This window comes from Clavibacter sp. A6099 (assembly GCF_021919125.1).
GTDB classification, from domain to species: domain Bacteria; phylum Actinomycetota; class Actinomycetes; order Actinomycetales; family Microbacteriaceae; genus Clavibacter; species Clavibacter seminis.
On sequence record NZ_CP083439.1, the window covers coordinates 3189185 to 3206381 of the forward strand.

General features: G+C 69.6%; 20 protein-coding genes and 1 tRNA gene. 12 read left to right on the plus strand and 9 right to left on the minus strand.

What is annotated here, in order from left to right; genetic code table 11:
* The first annotated feature begins 40 nt into the window (after nucleotides 1-40).
* Entirely contained in the window at nucleotides 41-817 is a 777-nt protein-coding gene (locus KYT88_RS16015; RefSeq protein WP_081840888.1) for an SRPBCC domain-containing protein, read from the plus strand.
* 15 nt (nucleotides 818-832) lie between these two features.
* On the opposite strand, the gene dcd is transcribed toward KYT88_RS16015, so the two are convergent.
* On the minus strand, nucleotides 833-1438 hold the full coding sequence (dcd, locus tag KYT88_RS15215; protein WP_043583745.1) for a dCTP deaminase: 606 nt from the start codon (nucleotides 1436-1438) through the stop codon (nucleotides 833-835).
* Nucleotides 1439-1519: 81 nt separating this feature from the next.
* On the opposite strand from dcd, the gene KYT88_RS15220 reads away from it, so the two are divergent.
* Both KYT88_RS15220 and KYT88_RS15225 read left to right on the plus strand, forming a co-directional pair.
* Nucleotides 1520-1593, plus strand: a tRNA-Gly gene (locus tag KYT88_RS15220).
* A 120-nt stretch (nucleotides 1594-1713) separates the two neighbouring features.
* Nucleotides 1714-2739 carry a beta family protein gene (locus tag KYT88_RS15225; protein WP_081840887.1) on the plus strand — a complete coding sequence of 342 codons (1026 nt, stop codon included), beginning with the start codon at nucleotides 1714-1716 and terminating at the stop codon, nucleotides 2737-2739.
* Here KYT88_RS15225 and KYT88_RS16000 read toward each other — a convergent pair.
* Entirely contained in the window at nucleotides 2621-3292 is a 672-nt protein-coding gene (locus KYT88_RS16000; RefSeq protein WP_147362300.1) for a sce7726 family protein, read from the minus strand. The genes KYT88_RS15225 and KYT88_RS16000 overlap by 119 nt on opposite strands.
* An 827-nt stretch (nucleotides 3293-4119) precedes the next feature.
* Nucleotides 4120-4884 carry a FadR/GntR family transcriptional regulator gene (locus tag KYT88_RS15230; protein WP_200871130.1) on the minus strand — a complete coding sequence of 255 codons (765 nt, stop codon included), beginning with the start codon at nucleotides 4882-4884 and terminating at the stop codon, nucleotides 4120-4122.
* 148 nt (nucleotides 4885-5032) lie between these two features.
* Here KYT88_RS15230 and KYT88_RS15235 point away from each other — a divergent pair, with 148 nt between their 5' ends.
* The 3 genes from KYT88_RS15235 to KYT88_RS15245 all read left to right on the plus strand — a co-directional run bounded on the left by KYT88_RS15235 (nucleotide 5033) and on the right by KYT88_RS15245 (nucleotide 7272).
* Entirely contained in the window at nucleotides 5033-5551 is a 519-nt protein-coding gene (locus tag KYT88_RS15235) for a gluconokinase (RefSeq protein ID WP_043583742.1), read from the plus strand.
* Between the two features lie 61 nt (nucleotides 5552-5612).
* Nucleotides 5613-7013: a GntP family permease gene (locus KYT88_RS15240; RefSeq protein ID WP_043583741.1), complete on the plus strand. Its 1401-nt coding sequence runs from the start codon at nucleotides 5613-5615 to the stop codon at nucleotides 7011-7013.
* 82 nt (nucleotides 7014-7095) lie between these two features.
* Complete coding sequence (locus KYT88_RS15245; RefSeq protein ID WP_156032173.1) at nucleotides 7096-7272, plus strand: hypothetical protein; 177 nt, start codon at nucleotides 7096-7098, stop codon at nucleotides 7270-7272.
* Here KYT88_RS15245 and KYT88_RS15250 read toward each other — a convergent pair.
* Nucleotides 7269-8081 (minus strand): DNA-formamidopyrimidine glycosylase family protein, encoded by an 813-nt coding sequence (locus KYT88_RS15250; protein ID WP_043583740.1) that lies wholly within the window; start codon nucleotides 8079-8081, stop codon nucleotides 7269-7271. The two genes, KYT88_RS15245 and KYT88_RS15250, sit on opposite strands and share 4 nt — an antisense overlap.
* 47 nt (nucleotides 8082-8128) lie before the next feature.
* Nucleotides 8129-9205 carry a hypothetical protein gene (locus tag KYT88_RS15255; protein ID WP_043583739.1) on the minus strand — a complete coding sequence of 359 codons (1077 nt, stop codon included), beginning with the start codon at nucleotides 9203-9205 and terminating at the stop codon, nucleotides 8129-8131.
* 206 nt (nucleotides 9206-9411) lie between these two features.
* On the opposite strand from KYT88_RS15255, the gene KYT88_RS15260 reads away from it, so the two are divergent.
* The 3 genes from KYT88_RS15260 to KYT88_RS15270 all read left to right on the plus strand — a co-directional run bounded on the left by KYT88_RS15260 (nucleotide 9412) and on the right by KYT88_RS15270 (nucleotide 11927).
* Complete coding sequence (locus KYT88_RS15260) at nucleotides 9412-10158, plus strand: SDR family oxidoreductase (protein ID WP_043583737.1); 747 nt, start codon at nucleotides 9412-9414, stop codon at nucleotides 10156-10158.
* 58 nt (nucleotides 10159-10216) lie between these two features.
* On the plus strand, nucleotides 10217-11242 hold the full coding sequence (locus KYT88_RS15265) for a Gfo/Idh/MocA family protein (RefSeq protein ID WP_043583735.1): 1026 nt from the start codon (nucleotides 10217-10219) through the stop codon (nucleotides 11240-11242).
* Between the two features lie 133 nt (nucleotides 11243-11375).
* Nucleotides 11376-11927, plus strand: coding sequence for an NAD(P)H-dependent oxidoreductase (locus KYT88_RS15270; RefSeq protein WP_043583733.1), 552 nt, complete (start codon nucleotides 11376-11378; stop codon nucleotides 11925-11927).
* 89 nt (nucleotides 11928-12016) lie between these two features.
* On the opposite strand, the gene KYT88_RS15275 is transcribed toward KYT88_RS15270, so the two are convergent.
* The 3 genes from KYT88_RS15275 to KYT88_RS15285 form a co-directional block, all read right to left on the minus strand.
* Complete coding sequence (locus tag KYT88_RS15275) at nucleotides 12017-13192, minus strand: zinc-dependent alcohol dehydrogenase (RefSeq protein ID WP_043583731.1); 1176 nt, start codon at nucleotides 13190-13192, stop codon at nucleotides 12017-12019.
* 376 nt (nucleotides 13193-13568) lie between these two features.
* A complete protein-coding gene (locus tag KYT88_RS15280; RefSeq protein ID WP_043583729.1) occupies nucleotides 13569-13895 on the minus strand; it encodes a hypothetical protein in 327 nt (108 codons plus the stop codon).
* 148 nt (nucleotides 13896-14043) lie between these two features.
* Nucleotides 14044-14367 carry a DUF7882 family protein gene (locus KYT88_RS15285; protein WP_012039605.1) on the minus strand — a complete coding sequence of 108 codons (324 nt, stop codon included), beginning with the start codon at nucleotides 14365-14367 and terminating at the stop codon, nucleotides 14044-14046.
* 251 nt (nucleotides 14368-14618) lie between these two features.
* On the opposite strand from KYT88_RS15285, the gene KYT88_RS15290 reads away from it, so the two are divergent.
* On the plus strand, nucleotides 14619-14822 hold the full coding sequence (locus KYT88_RS15290) for a hypothetical protein (protein ID WP_043583726.1): 204 nt from the start codon (nucleotides 14619-14621) through the stop codon (nucleotides 14820-14822).
* 22 nt (nucleotides 14823-14844) lie between these two features.
* Here the strand turns inward: KYT88_RS15290 and KYT88_RS15295 are convergent, their stop codons facing one another.
* Nucleotides 14845-15063 (minus strand): hypothetical protein, encoded by a 219-nt coding sequence (locus KYT88_RS15295; RefSeq protein WP_043583721.1) that lies wholly within the window; start codon nucleotides 15061-15063, stop codon nucleotides 14845-14847.
* Nucleotides 15064-15170: 107 nt separating this feature from the next.
* Here KYT88_RS15295 and deoC point away from each other — a divergent pair, with 107 nt between their 5' ends.
* Nucleotides 15171-15893: a deoxyribose-phosphate aldolase gene (gene deoC / locus KYT88_RS15300; RefSeq protein ID WP_043583720.1), complete on the plus strand. Its 723-nt coding sequence runs from the start codon at nucleotides 15171-15173 to the stop codon at nucleotides 15891-15893.
* Nucleotides 15893-17188, plus strand: coding sequence for a M18 family aminopeptidase (locus KYT88_RS15305; RefSeq protein WP_043583718.1), 1296 nt, complete (start codon nucleotides 15893-15895; stop codon nucleotides 17186-17188). The genes deoC and KYT88_RS15305 overlap by 1 nt, the downstream gene beginning before the upstream one ends.
* The last annotated feature ends 9 nt before the right edge of the window (nucleotides 17189-17197 follow it).

Below are 17197 nucleotides of genomic sequence, written 5' to 3' on the forward strand. Positions count from 1 at the left end.
CCCGCTGGACGGCCCGCCCGCATCCCGTGACACTGAGCGCATGCCCCTCGTCGCCGTCTCACCCCATCCGGACAGCGCATGGATCGCCTGGTCGTTCGCGCACTCCCCCGAGGCGGTGTGGGCGGCGCTCACGGAGCCGGAGGCGATCGCCCGGTGGCTCGGCGCCGTCGTGGAATGCGACGTCCGCCCCGGTGGGACGCTCGTCGTCGACCACGGCGAGGGCGTCAGATCCCGCAGCGCCGTGGTCGAGGCCGACCTGCCGCATCGACTGACGATGACATGGGACTTCCCGGACGAACCGGCGTCGCACGTGGAGATCACCCTGCGCGCGTCCGAGGATCGCACCGTGCTCGAGCTCGTGCACTCCGGGCTCGCGGAACTGGCGGAGTCCTACCGCATCGGCTGGATCACGCACCTCACCTATCTGGAGGCCGTAGCTGATGGAGTGCCGCTGCCCGCGTCGCAGTTCTGGTCGCTGCATGCGACGCTGCAGCGGGGGCTGACCGGAGGCTCTGCCGGACCCGCCCGGCCGCAGATCGTGTGCGTCTGCGGATCCATGCGCTTCCGCGACGAGATGCGGGAGGCGGCTCGCGACCTGGCCCTGGCGGGGGTGATCGTCGTAGCACCGGCCGAAGCGGACGGGTCGGTCGACGCCGATCAGAAGGCCGCGCTCGATGCCCTCCACCTCAGGAAGATCGACCTGGCGGATCGGGTGCTGGTCGTGAACCCGGGCGGTTACGTCGGGGAGTCCACGCGTCGCGAGATCGCCTACGCCCGAGCGGCGGGCAAGCCGGTCGCGTTCACCGACCCGACCTGAGCCGGCTGGAGAGGCCTACTCCCCCGACTGCCCCGCGTCGGTCACCGTCACGTCGGTGTGCACGAAGTTGAGGTGCGAGCGGGAGGCCGTGGGGCCGCGCTGGCCCTGGTAGCGGGAGGCGTACTCGCCGGATCCGTAGGGCTTCTCGGCGGGCGACGACAGGCGGAAGAAGCAGAGCTGGCCGATCTTCATCCCGGGCCAGAGCTTGATGGGCAGCGTCGCGACGTTCGACAGCTCGAGCGTGACGTGGCCGGAGAACCCGGGGTCGATGAAGCCGGCGGTGGAGTGCGTGAGGAGGCCGAGGCGGCCGAGCGAGCTCTTGCCCTCGAGGCGCGCGGCGACGTCGTCGGGCAGCGTGACCAGCTCGAACGTGGATCCGAGGACGAACTCGCCCGGGTGCAGGATGAACGGCTCCCCCGGCTTCGACTCGATGAGGCGGGTCAGCTCGGGCTGGTCTTCTGCGGGGTCGATGTAGGGGTACTTGTGGTTGTCGAACAGCCGGAAGAAGCGGTCGATGCGCACGTCGATGCTCGCGGGCTGCAGCATCCCGGGGTCGTACGGATCGAGGGCCACTCGTCCGGCGTCGAGCTCGGCGGTGATGTCACGGTCGGAGAGGAGCACGGCAGGAGCCTACCGGCGCGGGGTGGCGCCCGGCCGGACTCTTGCTAGGCTGTGGTCTCGACCCGGCCCCAGGCCGGTCGCGCGAGTGTAGTTCAATGGTAGAACTTCAGCTTCCCAAGCTGATAGCGCGGGTTCGATTCCCGTCACTCGCTCCAATACCAACACCGCGATGTTGTCGGCAACCGCCCCTCGGATTGCATTCAGCTCTTGAGGCACCCCTGAACGGGGGTTACGAATGCCCTTGCGCATTGCGTAAGGCCAGCTCAATATGAAGTATGGCCCTCTCAAATGTTTCTTTCTCAAGCACTACGTACGTTCCGATAATCAAGTCAAAAAAGGCAGAACTCGACGCTCTTTCCGGCTGCAACTCCCCTTCCCTTGTTCCTCTAATCGAAGTACTTGAACCAGTCACGGCAGCAGCTCAGGTAACCCAAGCCTGGAACCCAGACGACGTCGCCTGGGTGCAGGTTCTGAATCCCGACGGGACGGAGGACGCATATTTTGCAGCCTACGTGACCAACTTCTTCGCAGAGCTTCGATTTGCGGGCACCTACGTTCCCGTAATTACAGCGACTGAGGAGCCAGACACTTTGGCCTCAATTGCTGAAATCATGGAAATGGATGAGCGAGGTGTAGTCATCCGCATCGATGTGGAAGAGCTTATTGACGAGGGTATTGATAGCGTAGCGGATATTCTCGGCACCATCGATGCGCTAGGCACTGATCCGTCTCACGTGGATCTTGTCGTGGACGCTGGACTGCTTACCGGCACCGCGGTCGTACGAGCCGCCGTCGCCGGGCAGGCTGTTCAAAAACTACCCACAATCAGCGCCTGGAGAAACGTAGTCTTGGCGTTTTCTGCATTCCCGGCGCAACTGGGAGAAGTTGCCGCTCGCGAGACCGTCACGGCCATAGCCCGCGAGGACGCGGCCGCCTTCATCACCGTAAGACACACCATTGATCGTGATATTATATTTAGCGATTACACGGTCGGTGTCCCCACATACGGCAGCGCGCCATTCACGCCCATACCGAATATGAGATATGCTTCGGATACCGAATGGTACATCCATCGAGGCAAAGAGCGCAAAGGCCCTGCGGAGCAGTATCGGAAGTTAGCGTCCGATATCGTAGAATCAACGTACTACTCTGGCCCCGCCTACAGTCCCGGAGATAACCGGATCAGCGAGATTGCGGCAAAAACCTCCGGGCCAGGAAACGCGACGACACACCTGATGATTGCGGTGTCGCGTCACATTCACGTAGTTCTCGACCGTCTCGCCACCCTTGGCGAGCCGTGATCGCAGACGAAACGATCTTCCGCAGATCATCTCCCGTCGTTACTTCAGCAAGACGTTGCCACAGGACATCTCGAGGCTTGGAACGCAATCCCGTTGAATGACCGAGAGAGTCGAGAGCCTTAAGCGCCTCATCTCTCCAAAGCAGGCTAGCGAGGGGGACTGACTCGACTCGCGTCGTCAAAGTCGGCTTACGCACCCTCTTGTAGGAAAGACCTTCTCCCTCAATGCGACTAACAACCGACAGGCCCCAGCCGCGCCATAAGACCGCCCGTGCCGCTTTAAGATGGCGTGGAGTGATTACTAAAGTGCAGTAGTCAAAGATCTCGCTATATACTTTCATTTGCCGGGGCAGGCGAGATAGTGTATCCAAGTCGCTTTTTAATTCAAATCCTTGAAATCTTTCCCCGATCACAGCAAGGTCTATTCGACCTCGTTCTCCAAGAACAAATTCATCAACAAAGAGATGGTTGGACTGTACATTTGCATTCGCCATTTCGGACCGCACTGTAGCCCGCACGAGCTCTCGTAGCTCAGATTCCGTCACAGGTAACATAGTCCTACTAGCCTAGTTGTTTTCGATATCATTGAATTGCGTGCGTAACCCATTTACGACCCGACCGAAACGGATGCCAGAACCCGGGAACATCAACAATGGTGCTTAATTAATTAAAGTGGCGCTCTGGTGCGTAGCCAAAAAGCATGGCTGGGGAAACGGGTGGGGCAATTTTCTATTGTGTCGCGACCTAACCGCGACCTATTCTGGCGTATAGCCACACATGCCCGCCTTATAGTTTGAATGCCAACTATCAAAACATATGAATAAGATGATATTAAGCGTTCGCTCTGACCGAGCACGGTTGAAGTAACGGCCGGCTCTTTTAGCCATGTTGTCCCGAATGCTCCCGTACCACTTCAGTCAGCTGAGCCAGATCCTCCTGAGCTTTCACCAGCATGTCGTCAGCAGCCGGAAGGCAGTAGTTTTTGCCGTGCCCTTGAGAATCAAGAACGACAAGACAACCATCCCCAGGTTCGATCTGGTGAGCTTGAGCTCCCGTCTTGTGTCGCTGACAGATTCGCGGTCGGACTGCCACCTCATACGACAAGTGACTCATCACGGATTTGACTTGAGGCAAGACATGCTCCTTCGGCTGGCTGCACACATTTGACGTAGCTCTATAGAACCTTGTTCTAGCTCACATTACAGCACTGCCTGAAGCGCAAGCTAGACGTCGCTCGGTCAATTTTTTGACTGGTGGCAGGCCGTCCCAATTAAGCCCCGAGTGAGTTTGCTTCCGATCTCCCTTAGGTGGGCGGCACTGCATCTAACCGAAACATTTTCAGCATGCCTGTGCGTCAGGAAAGACTTCGATTGCAGGTGCACTAGCGAATCGCGCTACTGACCTCCGCCAACAACGACGCCATCCCCGCCTCCGCCGTCGCCGCATCCCCGTCGCGGATTGCGTGCGCCACCTGCTCATGTGTGTCCAGCGCATGCGGTCGCGGCGTCCGCGGCATCAGCCCCTGGTGCGTGCGACCGCTGAGAACCTCCGTGATCACCTCGCGGAGGGCGCAGAACATGTCGTTGCCGCTGGCCTCGAGGATCAGGTGGTGGAACTCGATGTCGGCGGCGAGGAAGTCGACGAGGGCGCCAGCCTCGCCGAGGCGGCGGAGATCCACCGCGAGCTCGGCGATGCGGGCGCGCTGAGCGGCGGTGGCGTTGCGCGCGGCCAGCGACGCGGCGACCGGCTCCACCGCGCGGCGCAGCTGGGTGAGGGAGCGGAACTGGTCCGAGCGGCCGGGGCCGGTGAGGCGCCAGCGGATGATGCGCGGGTCGTAGACGTTCCAGCGATCCGCGCCCTGCACCACGAGGCCGACGCGGCGCTTCGGCACGAGGAGCGCCATCGCCTCGAGCACGCGCACGCAGTCGCGCACCACCGTGCGGGAGACGCCGAAGCGCTGCTGGAGGTCCTCGATGGTGAGGCGGGTGCCCTTCGCGAGACGGGCGTCGACGATGTCGCGGCCGAGCTCCTCGATGATCCGCGTGGCCAGCACCGTGGCGGCGGGGACTGCGGCGACTGGAATCGAGACAGGGGCGGGAACGGGGTCCGGCGCCGATGCCGGGGTGGAGGGAGACCGCGTCGTCATGGACCTCTCCGGGTGTCGGCCGGCGGGCCGCCGACCGCTCCACCATAGGTCGGCGCGCGCCGCCCGCCGAACACCTGCCGCATGAAAGGTGTTACCTTTTCGGCACGGCGACCCGTCGCCGCCCGCATCGACCGACGAGGGAGTCCGCATGGCCGCACATCCGCGCCACGTCGTGGTGATGGGGATCTCCGGATCCGGCAAGACCACGATCGCCACCGCCCTCGCCGAGCGGCTCGGCTGGACCTTCGCGGAGGCGGACGAGTTCCACCCCGAGGCGAACATCGCGAAGATGTCGGCCGGCACGCCCCTCACCGACGGCGACCGCTGGCCATGGCTCGAGTCCATGCGTGACTGGATGGGCGGCGAGGCCCGCGCCGGACGCAGCACCGTCGTCACCTGCTCGGCCCTCAAGCGCTCGTACCGCGACCTGCTCGACAGCGCGGAGGGCGACGTGCGCTTCGTGCACCTCTCCGGCGACACCGAGCTGATCCGCGATCGGATGAAGACGCGCAGCGGCCACTTCATGCCGGCCTCACTGCTGCCGTCGCAGATCAGCACGCTCGAACCGCTCGACGCCGGCGAGCGCGGCCTCACGCTCGAGAACACCGGGACGCCCGACGAGGTCACGACCCGCATCGTCGACGAGCTCGGCCTCGTCGCGAGCTAGCGCGACCGTCCGCCACCCCGCACCACCACCGCACACCGCACGGTTCATCAACGGAGAGAACATGACCATCGAAGACTGGACGCAGACCCTCACCGCGGGTCCGCTCCTCCTGATCGCCGCGGGCGCCATCGCCGTCCTGCTGTTCCTGATCATCGCACTGCGCGTCCACGCGTTCGTGGCGCTGATCCTCGTGAGCCTCGCGACCGCGTTCGCCACCGGGATCCCGACCTCGCAGATCGTGACCGTGCTCGTCGGCAGCTTCGGCTCCACGCTCGGCACGGTCGCGCTGCTCGTCGGCCTCGGCGCGATGCTCGGCCGACTGGTCGAGACCAGCGGCGGCGCGAAGACGCTGGCCGACACCCTGATCCGCCTCTTCGGCGAGAAGCGCGCCCCCTTCGCGCTCGGCGTCGCATCGCTGCTGTTCGGGTTCCCGATCTTCTTCGACGCCGGCCTGGTCGTGATGCTGCCCATCGTCTTCTCGGTGGCCCGTCGCCTCGGCGGCGGCGTGCTCCGCTACGGCCTCCCCGCCGCCGGCGCCTTCTCGGTGATGCACATCTTCGTGCCGCCGCACCCCGGACCCGTCGCGGCGTCCGAGTTCTTCGGCGCGAACGTCGGCATCGTGATCATCGTGGGCCTCATCGCCGCGATCCCCACCTGGTACGTCACCGCCTACCTCTTCGGGCTCTGGGTCGGCAAGAAGTACGTGCTGCCGATCCCCTCGATCCTCGGCCAGGCCGACGAGCACGCCGAGTCGAACCCGCCGAAGTTCGGCACCGTGCTCTCCGTGCTGCTGCTCCCGCTGATCCTGATCTTCCTGAACACCGGCCTCAACGCCGCCTCGACCGGCGGGATCCTCCCCGAAGGCACCAGTGACGAGACCTGGTACCAGGTGCTCCGCACCATCGGCGAGACGCCCGTCGCGCTGCTGATCTCGCTGCTGTTCGCGGCGTTCCTCCTCGGCCGGCGCCGCGGGATCGACAAGAGCGCGCTCGAGAAGACGCTCGAGTCGGCGCTCGGCCCGGTCGCGTCCGTCATCCTGATCACCGGCGCCGGCGGCATGTTCGGCGGCGTCCTCCGCACCAGCGGCATCGGCGACGCCCTCGCCGACGTGCTCGGCGACCTCGGCATCCCGATCATCCTGGCGGGGTTCCTCATCGCGGCGATCCTCCGCATCGCGCAGGGATCCGCGACCGTCGCCCTCACCACCGCCGCGGGCCTCATCTCCCCGGCGATCCTGGCGGGCGACTACAACGCGTTCCAGGTCGCGGCGCTCGTCGTGGCGGTGGCGGGCGGATCCGTGGTCGCGAGCCACGTGAACGACTCCGGCTTCTGGCTCGTCGGCCGCTTCTTCGAGATGGACGTGAAGACGACCCTCAAGACCTGGACGGTGATGGAGACCACCATCGGCGTGATGGGCTTCGCGATCGCGACGGCGGTGTTCGGGGTGGCGTCGCTGGCGTAGCGACGCACATGCCGATGACACGAGGCCCGTCCCGCTCTCCGCGGGGCGGGCCTCCGTCGTCCCGTCGGGCTACTGTGCCCCCATGGACGACCAGCCCCAGACCGTGCCCGAGCTCGCCGACCGCATCGGCGTCGACCCGAAGCGGGTGCGCGCGTGGCTCCGTCGGCAAGGCTGGCGAACGCCGGGCGAGCACGGGATGCGCTGGGAGCTCGACGCCGAGCAGGTCCGCCAGGTGGAGGAGCGCTTCTCCCCGCGCTAGGTGCCGCCGTCGGTCGCCGGCTGGCACCGCGGGCACCACCACGCCCGCCGCCCGCGCTCGCTCGTGCTCCCCGGATCGTCGACGCCGAGCACGGTCGTCCCGCAGCGCAGGCACGGCCGGCCCGCGCGGCCGACGACCCAGTGCGTGCGGCCGCGGCGGGGATCGCCCGTCGTGATCTGGTACGCCGCCGGCACCGTCGCCGAGTGGCGCAGCGATCGGGCGGCGAGGTCGACGAGCGGTGGGAGGTCCACGTCTCGGACGCGCGTCGCCGGATGCACGCCGCGCAGGAAGCCGACCTCGTTGACCCACAGGTTGCCGAGGCCCGACATGGGGCGCTGGTCGAGGAGGGCGGCGCGGATCGTCTCGTCGGGCCGAGCTGCAAGGCGGGAGACGGCGAGCGCCGGATACCAGTCGTCGCGCAGCGGGTCCGGGCCGAGGTGCCCGATGACCGCGCGCTCGTCGCGGGTGGGGATCAGCTCGACCACCGGCAGGTCGATGCCCCAGAGGGTGCGGCCGTCGTCGAGGCGGAGGCGCACGCGCACCTGGTGCTGGATCCGCTCGGGCACCCGCTTGCCCGCGCCGGTGACCGTCCACGAGCCCTGCATGCGCAGGTGCGTGTGGAGGGTGGTGTCGTCGTCGAGCCGCATGAGCAGGTGCTTGCCGTGCGTGTCGAACCCGGTGATCCGCCGCCCGCCGAGCCGTGCACCCGCCCGCGCGCCGGACCGCAGCTCCCCGTCGGTGATGAGCGCGCCGCCGACCTGGCCGCGGAGGCGTGCGGCGAGGACGAAGACGGAGTCACCCTCGGGCATGGGTCGACGGTAGCGGGGGCCGCCGACAGGGGGTCAGGCGGGTCGGGTCAGGCGGGCGCGTGAGAGCGCGGGAGATCGCCGACCGTCGCCGCGTACCGCGACATGCGGCGGTGCTGGACGACCGCGAACGGCACCGTGGCGACGAGCATGACGAGGGCCACGAGGAAGAGGACGAGCAACCAGCCGGAGACGTCGCCGCGGAGCAGCGAGGGGACGAAGATCGAGACCAGCAGCAGCAGCGACTGACCCAGCTGGAACGGCTGCAGCGTGCGACTGTAGACGGCGAGGCGGGCGGCGCGCCATTCGAGCTCGGGATCGAGTTCTCGGCCCTTGCCTACGGCGCGCTGCCCGACCGCCTTGCGGTCCTCCTTGGACAGACCCGCTGTGATGGAGGATCCCGACAGCTGCGCCCCGACCGAGACGAACAGGCACGTGAGCGCCGGCGCGAGCAGCGAGAACTGGAGCACGAGGGCGACCGCCTGGGCAGTCTCCTGCGGCTCGAACCGATCGAGCAGCAGCGTCCCGCCGAGGGTGACGACGAGCGCGACCACGAACACCAGGCCGATGAGGCGCCACTTGCGCCGGGCCGTGTCCGCGGTCCAGTCGAGGTCGATCGACAGGGTCGGGGCGTCGGCGGCGAGGCGCGCGCCCAGACGGCGGACGGCGGCGGCCTGCGCGCGGAGCACCAGGATCCAGCTGGCGGCGGCAGTGGCGACGGCGGCCACCGCGAACCCGAGCACGACGAGCGGGGAGACGCCGCCGACCAGCGAGGCGACAGCGTGCACGACCACGGCGAGCGCGGTGATCCCGAGCCACACGATCACCCGCACCGGACGCCGGCGCGTCCCGGCGGATCGCTCGGGGTCCCGCCACGACTGCAGCTCCAGCAGGCCGAGCGCCGGGGCGAAGGCGAGCGCCAGGAGGCCGGCGATCAGCTGCGGGAGGACAGCGGCCGCGTCGACGTCGCCGACGACGGCTGCCTGGTACAGGCCGAAGCCGTAGAGCGTGCCGAGCCCGAGGATCAGCAACACCAGGACGATCAGCAGGGCGATCCGGGCGCCGAGGCTCCCGGCCCGCGCAGCGTCGGTCGGGGTGGATCCGGGGTCCGTGCCGTGTCCGCTCATCCCTCGAACGTATCGGCCGGACGCCACCCGCCCGTCCCGCCGCTGGCCCCCGTTCGAGCCCGGCCGCCCCTCCCCACGTGAACTCCCGCTGGATCCTCCGCGCATCCCCGCGCGCCCGCCGCCACCGCACGCGCGACGGGCCACACTCGACCCACGAACCCGAAGCCCGTCCCGACTGCCGCACGCCACCGCGGCGAAGGAGCCCCATGAAGATCACCGGCCGCACCGTCCTCATCACCGGCAGCACCTCCGGCATCGGGCGCGGGCTCGCCGAGCGGTTCCACGCCGCGGGCAACCGCGTCGTCATCGCGGGCCGCCGCCGGGAGCTGCTCGACGAGATCACCGCGCAGCACGACGGCATGGCCTCGGTCGTGCTCGACGTCGCCGACCCCGCCTCCATCACGGCCGCGCGCGACGAGCTCGCCGCGAGCCACCCCGACCTCGACGTCGTCATCACCACGGCCGGCATCATGCAGGCGGAGGACCTCCGGGATCCCGCGCACCAGGCCACCGCCGAGGCCATCGTCACGACGAACCTCCTCGGCACCATCCGCACGATCGACGCCTTCCTGCCCGGCCTGCTCGCCAGCGACGAGGCCACCCTGATGACCGTGTCGTCCGGCCTCGCCTTCGTGCCGCTGCCCGCCACGCCCACCTACTCCGCCACCAAGGCCGCCGTGCACTCGTACACGCAGAGCCTCCGCGCGCAGCTCGACGGCACGTCCGTCGAGGTGATCGAGCTGGTGCCGCCCAAGGTGCAGACCGCGCTCATGCCCGGCCAGGCCGAGGCGGCCGACGCGATGCCGCTCGAGGACTTCCTCGACGAGGTGATGGGGATCCTCCAGGCTCGCCCCGAGGACGAGGAGATCCTCGTGCAGGACGTCCACGGCCTCCGCTTCGCCGAGCGCGACTGCCGCCACGACGAGATGCTCGCACTGCTCAGCGGGCACTGATCCGCCGGGCCGACGGCCGGATCGGTCGGGCACGCACGCCCGCGCCTAGGCTCGATCCATGTCGACGACGATGCCGCCCGCCCCCGCCCGCACGCCCGACCCGGAGCCGACTGACGACCACGCCCGCCCCATCCGCTTCGGCATCGTCGGCGCCGCCGGCATCGCCGCCTCGGTCGTCCCCGACATGCTGCTGGTCCCCGGCGTCGAGGTCGTGGCCGTCCACTCCCGCACCCGCGCGAGCTCCGAGGCGCTGGCCGAGGCGCACGGCATCGCCCGGATCCACGACACCCTCGACGCGCTCCTCGCCGACCCCGAGGTGGACGCCGTCTACGTCGCCACCCCGCACACCCTCCACCGGTCGCAGGCCGAGGCCGCCCTCCGCGCCGGGAAGCACGTCGTCTGCGAGAAGCCCGCCACCACCACGGCGGAGGACACCCGCGCGCTCGTCGACCTCGCCCGCGCCGAGGGCCTGCTGTTCCTCGAGGCGCTCTGGATGGCGTTCTCCCCCGGCTGCCTCGCCGTCCACCAGGCGATCGCGGACAGTCGCATCGGGGATCCGCGCGCGATCTCCGTCGCCTTCGGATTCGTCACCGACGGGACGGGCCGACTCTGGGACCCGGAGGTCGGCGGCGGCACGCTCCTCGACATGGGCGTCTACCCGCTCGCCTTCGCGCACGGCCTGTTCGGCACGCCGTCGTCGGTGAATGCGGTCGGCACGGTGATCGACGGCGGCGTCGACACCGAGGTCGCGATCCTGCTCGGCTGGCCCGACGGCCGCCAGGCCACGCTCGCCTGCTCGCTCGTCGCGGCGCTCCCCACGGGCGCGACCGTCAGCGGCACGGCCGGCCGCATCGAGGTGGATCCGCTGTTCCTCGCCTCCCGCGCGCTCACGGTCGTGCCTGCCGACGGGGATCCGGAGCGGCAGGAGCACGCGATCGAGGGCCGCGGCTACGTCCCCATGTTCCGGGCGGCCCGGGACGCGATCCGCGCGGGTGCCGTCGAGTGCCCGGAGATGCCGCACGCGGAGTCGGTCGCCCTCGCGGAGCTGATGGACGGGATCCTCGCGGACATCGGCGCGCGCTGACCGGCGCCGGCAGGCGCACGTCCGGGGAGCCGTCAGAAGACGGTCGTTAGGGTCGATGGCGAGGCTCGCGCCTCCGCCCTGCGGCACGTCGACGGAGACGATCCGACCCGGAACGACCCCGAAGGAGAACACCATGACGCACGTCCTCGTGCTCGTCGGCAGCCTGCGCTCAGGCTCCACCAACCAGCAGATCGCCGAGGCGGCGGTGCGCCACGCCCCCGACGGCGTCACGCTCGACATCCACGCCGGCCTCGACCTGCTCCCCTTCTACAACGAGGACGTCGACGTCGAGGGATCCGTGCCCGCCGCCGCCGTGGCCTTCCGCGACGCGATCGCCGCCGCGGACGCCCTCCTCGTGGTCACCCCCGAGTACAACGGCACGATGCCCGCGGTGCTGAAGAACGCCATCGACTGGGCGTCGCGCCCCTTCGGCGCGTCCGCCCTCGCCGGGAAGCCGACCGCGGTGATCGGCAGCGCGTTCGGCCAGTACGGCGGCGTGTGGGCGCAGGACGAGGCCCGCAAGTCGCTCGGCATCGCCGGCGCGCACGTGCTCGAGGACGTCAAGATGGCCGTCCCCGAGTCGGTGATCCGCTTCGCCGAGCGCCACCCGGCGGACGACGCCGAGGTCGTGGCGCAGCTCCGCGAGGTGCTCGACGCCGTGCGCTCCTCGGCGACGGCCGCCTGAGCGCCGCACCACCGACAGGGCAGCACGCCCGCGCACGACGACGGCCGCGCCCCCGAGGGGACGCGGCCGTCGTCGTTCGAGCTCGGAGGCTACGGCTTCAGCACCACCTTGATGCAGCCGTCCTCCTTCTTCTGGAAGATCTCGTACATGTGCGCCGCCTCGCTGAGCGGCACGGAGTGCGTGACGAGGTCGAGGACGCCGAGCGGGTCGGACGGGTCCTCGACGAGGGGCAGCAGGTCCTCGATCCAGTACTGGACGTTGCACTGGCCCATGCGGATCGCGATCTGCTTGTCGAAGAGCGACTTCATGGGCAGCGGGTCGGCCTCGCCGCCGTAGACGCCCGAGATGGAGACGGTGCCGCCGCGGCGGACCGCGTCGAAGGCCGTGTGCAGAGCGGCGAGGCGGTCGACGCTCGCGACGTCCATGACCTTCTTCGCGATGCCGTCGGGCAGCAGGCCCGCGGCCTTCTGCGCGAAGGAGGCGGCGGGGCTGCCGTGCGCCTCCATGCCGACGGCCTCGACCATGGCGTCGGGCCCGCGGCCGTCGACCATCTCGCGCAGCTTGTCGGCCACGTCGTCGGTGAGGTCGAGGGTCTCGATGCCGTGGCGCTCGGCCATGGCGCGGCGCTCGGGGACGGGATCCACCGCGATGACGCGGTAGCCGAGGTGCTTGCCGATGCGGGCCGCGAACTGGCCGACCGGGCCGAGGCCCATGACCCCCAGCGTGCCGCCCTCGGGCACGTTCGCGTACTGCACGCCCTGCCAGGCGGTGGGGAGGATGTCGCTGAGGAAGAGGTAGCGCTCGTCGGGGAGCTCGGAGTTCACGACGATCGCGTTGACGTCGGCGAGCGGCATGCGGAGGCGCTCGGCCTGGCCGCCGGGGATGGATCCGTACATCTCGCTGAAGCCGTAGAGCGCGGCGCCGCTGCCCTGCGCCTTGACCTGCGTGGTCTCGCACTGCGTGAAGAGGCCGCGGTCGCACATGAAGCAGTCGTGGCACGCGATGACGAAGGGGACGACGACGCGGTCGCCGACCTTGAGCTTCGTGACGGCGCTGCCGACCTGCTCGACGACGCCCATGTTCTCGTGGCCGAGCACGTCGTCCTTCTCGAGGAACGGGCCGAAGACCTCGTAGAGGTGGAGGTCGGATCCGCAGATCGCGGTCGACGTGATGCGGATCACCGCGTCGGTGTCCTGCTCGATCACGGGGTCGGCGACCTCCTTGACCTCGACGTCGTGGATGCCCTGCCAGGTGAGTGCCTTCATCGTGCTCCTTCGTCTTCGGGCGCGGATCCTCGTGGGACGCGCGCTCCTCCACACAACGCCCTCGCGGGCTGTCCGCCAAGCGAAGGTCAGAAGTCGTCCAGGGAGCAGGGACGCCCGGGCGCGGCGGGCGGAGTGCGGCGAGCGCGAGGTCGACACGCGCTCAGACGATCCGCCCCGGGGAGTCGGTCGTCCACGACACGACCGCACCGGGGCGGATCTGAAGACCGGTGATGACGGTCCGGACTGCATAGGAGGACTCTCGACAACCCTCAAGCGCCCGAGCCCGCGACGGCCTCGTGCGGACAGTGTGCTCCCCACGCGAGGAAATGCACAGTCCCCCGTCATCACTCCCGGCGGATGCGCGGGAACGACGAGGTCAGACGTCCCAACCTCGGGCGCGCTGCACCTCGCGGAGGGCCTCGGCAGCCTCGTGATCGTCGTAGGGCAGGCGCTCCCAGCGGATGCCGGTCGGGGTGATCCAGCCGAGCTCGCCGAGCGCGATGGCGAGGTCCTCGATGTAGAGGGCGACGGCGGCGTCGGCGCCTCGGATGGTGTCGCCCGCTATGGACCAGCCGAAGTAGCCGGCCACGAAGCGGGCCTGCTCGGTGGGGCTGCGGCCCGGGCCCGCGGGTCGCACCGGAAGGGTCTCGCTCTCGGAGGACTGGACCAGATCACCCGCGTCATCGGTGCCGGTGTCCTGCATCGCGTCCCTCTCATCGGGCGACGCGCCCGCGTGGCCCGCTCTCACGATGCCAGGCGCCACGGATCCGCCCGAATGCGAAGCCGGGGGTTGACACGGGAAGGGGAGCCGGACTAACCGCGGGTACGCGGACCCACGCCGTCGTGCGGGATCAGCGCGCGTCGTCGCGCGGCTCGTCCTCGGGAGGCTCCCGCATGATGAGCAGGCCGCCGGGGCTGTTCGCCGTGGTCATGAGGGCGTCCACCCACTTGCGGTTGATGGGCGGCACGCGGCTGCCGTGGTACTTGAACACCAGCGGCAGGGAGTTGTGCATCCAGATGGTCGTGCGTCCGTCGCCCACCTCCACGTCGTCGCGCCAGGAGAAGTAGAAGTTCTCCCCGCGGCGCAGCTTCGCGCCGATGACGAGCTGCAGGTGGGCGAGAAGGCGGTCATCGAACTCCGCCGTCAGCGTCGAGTCGTACTTGAACGTCCCCATGATCGATCCCGTGTTCCCCTCATGAGCTCTCGGGCCCCGCGCCGACGGAGAGGGGGCCAGAGAGCGGCGCTGAGCTTCGGCCGTGCCCACCCACTATGCCAGCGTTGTCGGCTGGGATCGCCTCGTCCGGAAGGGGGATCCGCATGTGGTAATGGATCGCCGCTGGGGAGGGCGCCGTCGCCGACCTGCGCAGGGGTCGCGCGGATGCGGCCGGCCCGGTCGTCGCGCGCCGACGGTCGTAGGGTCGGACCATGACTGATTCGACGTACACCGCACAGCTGGTCGGCCCCGATGGCACGGAGGAGACCGAGGTCGAGCTCATCAACGGCGAGCCCGTGAAGAGCTTCGTCCGCGCCACCTCGCTCAGCGAGGAGGAGGTCGTGTGGGAGCTCGACGCCGACGCGGACGGCTACGTCTACCGTCCCGCCGGCATCCCGGGCGCCGACTACTCCTGATCCGCGGAGCCGTCGCGCTCCTCTAGCTCCAGACGATCGGCAGGCAGCAGAGCACGCTGACCGCGAGCGCACCGAGCGACGCGAGCGTCCACGGGCGGACGGGCTGGGCGAAGAGCCCGACCCTCCCGGTGCCGTGGGCGCGGATCCCCTTGATCGCGCCGATCACCTGGAGCACGATCCCCACGGCCAGGGCCGCGAGGGCCACGTACAGGAGCGCGGTGGTCGTGCCGTCGGAGATCACGCATCGACGCTACCGGCGCGGACCGTCGGCGGCTGACCCCCGTCCGGCCGGGCCGATCCGCACCCCCGCCGTAGGATCGAGGTCCCGCACGAGGTGAGGAATCCCGCATGAGCACCAGCCCGTCCACGCCCGCGACCGACACGGCCGCGATCGCCCGCATCATCGACCACACGCTCCTGAAGCCCGAGGCCACGCGCGACGAGGTCGCCGCGCTCGTCGCAGAGGCCGTCGAGCTCGGCACCTACTCCGTGTGCGTCTCGCCCTCGATGCTCCCGCTCGAGCTGCCCGCGGGATCCGACCTGAAGGTCGCCGTGGTCTGCGGCTTCCCGAGCGGCAAGCACCACAGCGAGGTCAAGGCCGCCGAGGCCGCGCTCTCGATCCGCCAGGGCGCCGACGAGGTCGACATGGTGATCGACGTGGGCGCCGCCCGCGAGGGCCGCTTCGCCGACGTCGAGGCCGACATCCGCGCCGTGCGCGACGCCGTCCCCACGCCGGCCGTGCTCAAGGTGATCATCGAGTCCGCGGCGCTCGACGACGACCAGATCGTCGCCGTCTGCCAGGCGGCCGTCGCCGCCGGGGCCGACTTCGTCAAGACCTCCACGGGCTTCCACCCCACCGGCGGCGCGACCGTCCATGCGGTCGAGCTGATGAGCCGCACGGTCGACGGCAGGGCCGGCGTCAAGGCGTCCGGCGGGATCCGCACCTACGAGACCGCCGTGCAGATGATCGAGGCCGGTGCCACGCGCCTCGGCGTCTCGGGCAGCGCGGTCGTGCTGGCGGGTCCGGTGCAGACGCCCGAGAACGGCGCGCTCGGATCGAGCGGCTACTGATGCCGGCCGATCGCCGCGCGCACCTCGCGGACCTCGGCCGCTTCATCCAGGCCTCCCCCTCCTCCTTCCACGCGGCCGAGGAGGGCGCGCGCCGCCTCGAGGCGGCGGGCTTCGCCCGACTCGACGAGCGCGACGCCTGGCCCACCGGCGCCGGCCGGCGGTTCATCGTCCGCGACGGCGCGCTCCTCGCGTGGATCCAGCCGGCCGGCGCGCACGCCATCACGCCCTTCCGCGTGCTCGGCGCCCACACCGACTCCCCCGGCTTCAAGCTGAAGCCGAAGCCCACCATCGGATCCGACGGATGGCTGCAGGCCGGCGTCGAGGTCTACGGCGGCCCGCTCCTCAACTCCTGGCTCGACCGCGACCTCGAGCTCGCCGGGCGCCTCGTGATGCGCGACGGTTCCCGCCACCTCGTCCGCACCGGCCCGCTCCTGCGCTTCCCGCAGCTCGCCGTGCACCTCGACCGCGGCGTCAACACGGACGGGCTGCGACTGGATCCGCAGCGCCACATGTCCCCGATCCTCGGCACGGGCTCCCCCGCCGACGCCGACGTCCTCGGACACCTGGCCGGGCTCGCGGGTGTCACTTCCGATGACGTGCTCGGCTACGACGTGGGCGTCGCGGACACGCAGGCGCCCGGATCCCTCGGCCTCGCGGGCGAGCTCTTCGCCGCCGGCCGCATGGACAACCTCAGCTCCGTGCACGCCGGCCTCGCCGCCCTGCTCGAGCTCGCCGCCGCCGCGGACGAGGACCCGGACGCGCCCATCGCGGTGCTCGCCGCCTTCGACCACGAGGAGGTCGGATCCGCGACCGCGTCGGGCGCCGCCGGCCCCATCCTCGAGGACGTGCTCGGCCGCGTCTCCGCCGGCCTCGGCGCCTCCTCGGAGGACCGCCGCCGTGCGTTCGCCTCCTCCTGGTGCCTCTCCGCCGACGCGGGCCACGCGGTGCACCCGAACTACCCCGACCGCCACGACCCGGCCAACCGGCCGGTGCCGAACGGGGGCCCGCTGCTGAAGATCAACGCGAACCAGCGCTACGCGACGGACGGCGTCGGCGCGCGCGAGTGGGCGCTGGCCTGCGAGCGCGCGGGCGTCCCTACCCAGGAGTTCGTCTCCAGCAACGCGGTGCCGTGCGGCTCGACCATCGGGCCGATCACGGCGACGCGGCTCGGGATCCGCACGGTCGACGTCGGGATCCCGCTGCTCTCGATGCACTCGGCTCGCGAGTTGTGCGGCGCCGACGACCCGGGGCACCTCGCCGCCGCAGCCGCCGCCTTCCTCCGCCCGGCCGCCTGACGCCCGAGC

What these genes read in the sequence shown, in the direction of transcription:
- KYT88_RS16015 (WP_081840888.1), top strand. Translation starts at nt 41, where the DNA reads ATGCCCCTCGTCGCCGTCTCACCCCATCCGGACAGCGCATGGATCGCC.
- KYT88_RS15225 (WP_081840887.1), top strand. Translation starts at nt 1,714, where the DNA reads ATGGCCCTCTCAAATGTTTCTTTCTCAAGCACTACGTACGTTCCGATA.
- KYT88_RS16000 (WP_147362300.1), bottom strand. Translation starts at nt 3,292, where the DNA reads ATGTTACCTGTGACGGAATCTGAGCTACGAGAGCTCGTGCGGGCTACA.
- KYT88_RS15230 (WP_200871130.1), bottom strand. Translation starts at nt 4,884, where the DNA reads ATGACGACGCGGTCTCCCTCCACCCCGGCATCGGCGCCGGACCCCGTT.
- KYT88_RS15235 (WP_043583742.1), top strand. Translation starts at nt 5,033, where the DNA reads ATGGCCGCACATCCGCGCCACGTCGTGGTGATGGGGATCTCCGGATCC.
- KYT88_RS15240 (WP_043583741.1), top strand. Translation starts at nt 5,613, where the DNA reads ATGACCATCGAAGACTGGACGCAGACCCTCACCGCGGGTCCGCTCCTC.
- KYT88_RS15245 (WP_156032173.1), top strand. Translation starts at nt 7,096, where the DNA reads ATGGACGACCAGCCCCAGACCGTGCCCGAGCTCGCCGACCGCATCGGC.
- KYT88_RS15250 (WP_043583740.1), bottom strand. Translation starts at nt 8,081, where the DNA reads ATGCCCGAGGGTGACTCCGTCTTCGTCCTCGCCGCACGCCTCCGCGGC.
- KYT88_RS15255 (WP_043583739.1), bottom strand. Translation starts at nt 9,205, where the DNA reads ATGAGCGGACACGGCACGGACCCCGGATCCACCCCGACCGACGCTGCG.
- KYT88_RS15260 (WP_043583737.1), top strand. Translation starts at nt 9,412, where the DNA reads ATGAAGATCACCGGCCGCACCGTCCTCATCACCGGCAGCACCTCCGGC.
- KYT88_RS15265 (WP_043583735.1), top strand. Translation starts at nt 10,217, where the DNA reads ATGTCGACGACGATGCCGCCCGCCCCCGCCCGCACGCCCGACCCGGAG.
- KYT88_RS15270 (WP_043583733.1), top strand. Translation starts at nt 11,376, where the DNA reads ATGACGCACGTCCTCGTGCTCGTCGGCAGCCTGCGCTCAGGCTCCACC.
- KYT88_RS15275 (WP_043583731.1), bottom strand. Translation starts at nt 13,192, where the DNA reads ATGAAGGCACTCACCTGGCAGGGCATCCACGACGTCGAGGTCAAGGAG.
- KYT88_RS15280 (WP_043583729.1), bottom strand. Translation starts at nt 13,895, where the DNA reads ATGCAGGACACCGGCACCGATGACGCGGGTGATCTGGTCCAGTCCTCC.
- KYT88_RS15285 (WP_012039605.1), bottom strand. Translation starts at nt 14,367, where the DNA reads ATGGGGACGTTCAAGTACGACTCGACGCTGACGGCGGAGTTCGATGAC.
- KYT88_RS15290 (WP_043583726.1), top strand. Translation starts at nt 14,619, where the DNA reads ATGACTGATTCGACGTACACCGCACAGCTGGTCGGCCCCGATGGCACG.
- deoC (WP_043583720.1), top strand. Translation starts at nt 15,171, where the DNA reads ATGAGCACCAGCCCGTCCACGCCCGCGACCGACACGGCCGCGATCGCC.
- KYT88_RS15305 (WP_043583718.1), top strand. Translation starts at nt 15,893, where the DNA reads ATGCCGGCCGATCGCCGCGCGCACCTCGCGGACCTCGGCCGCTTCATC.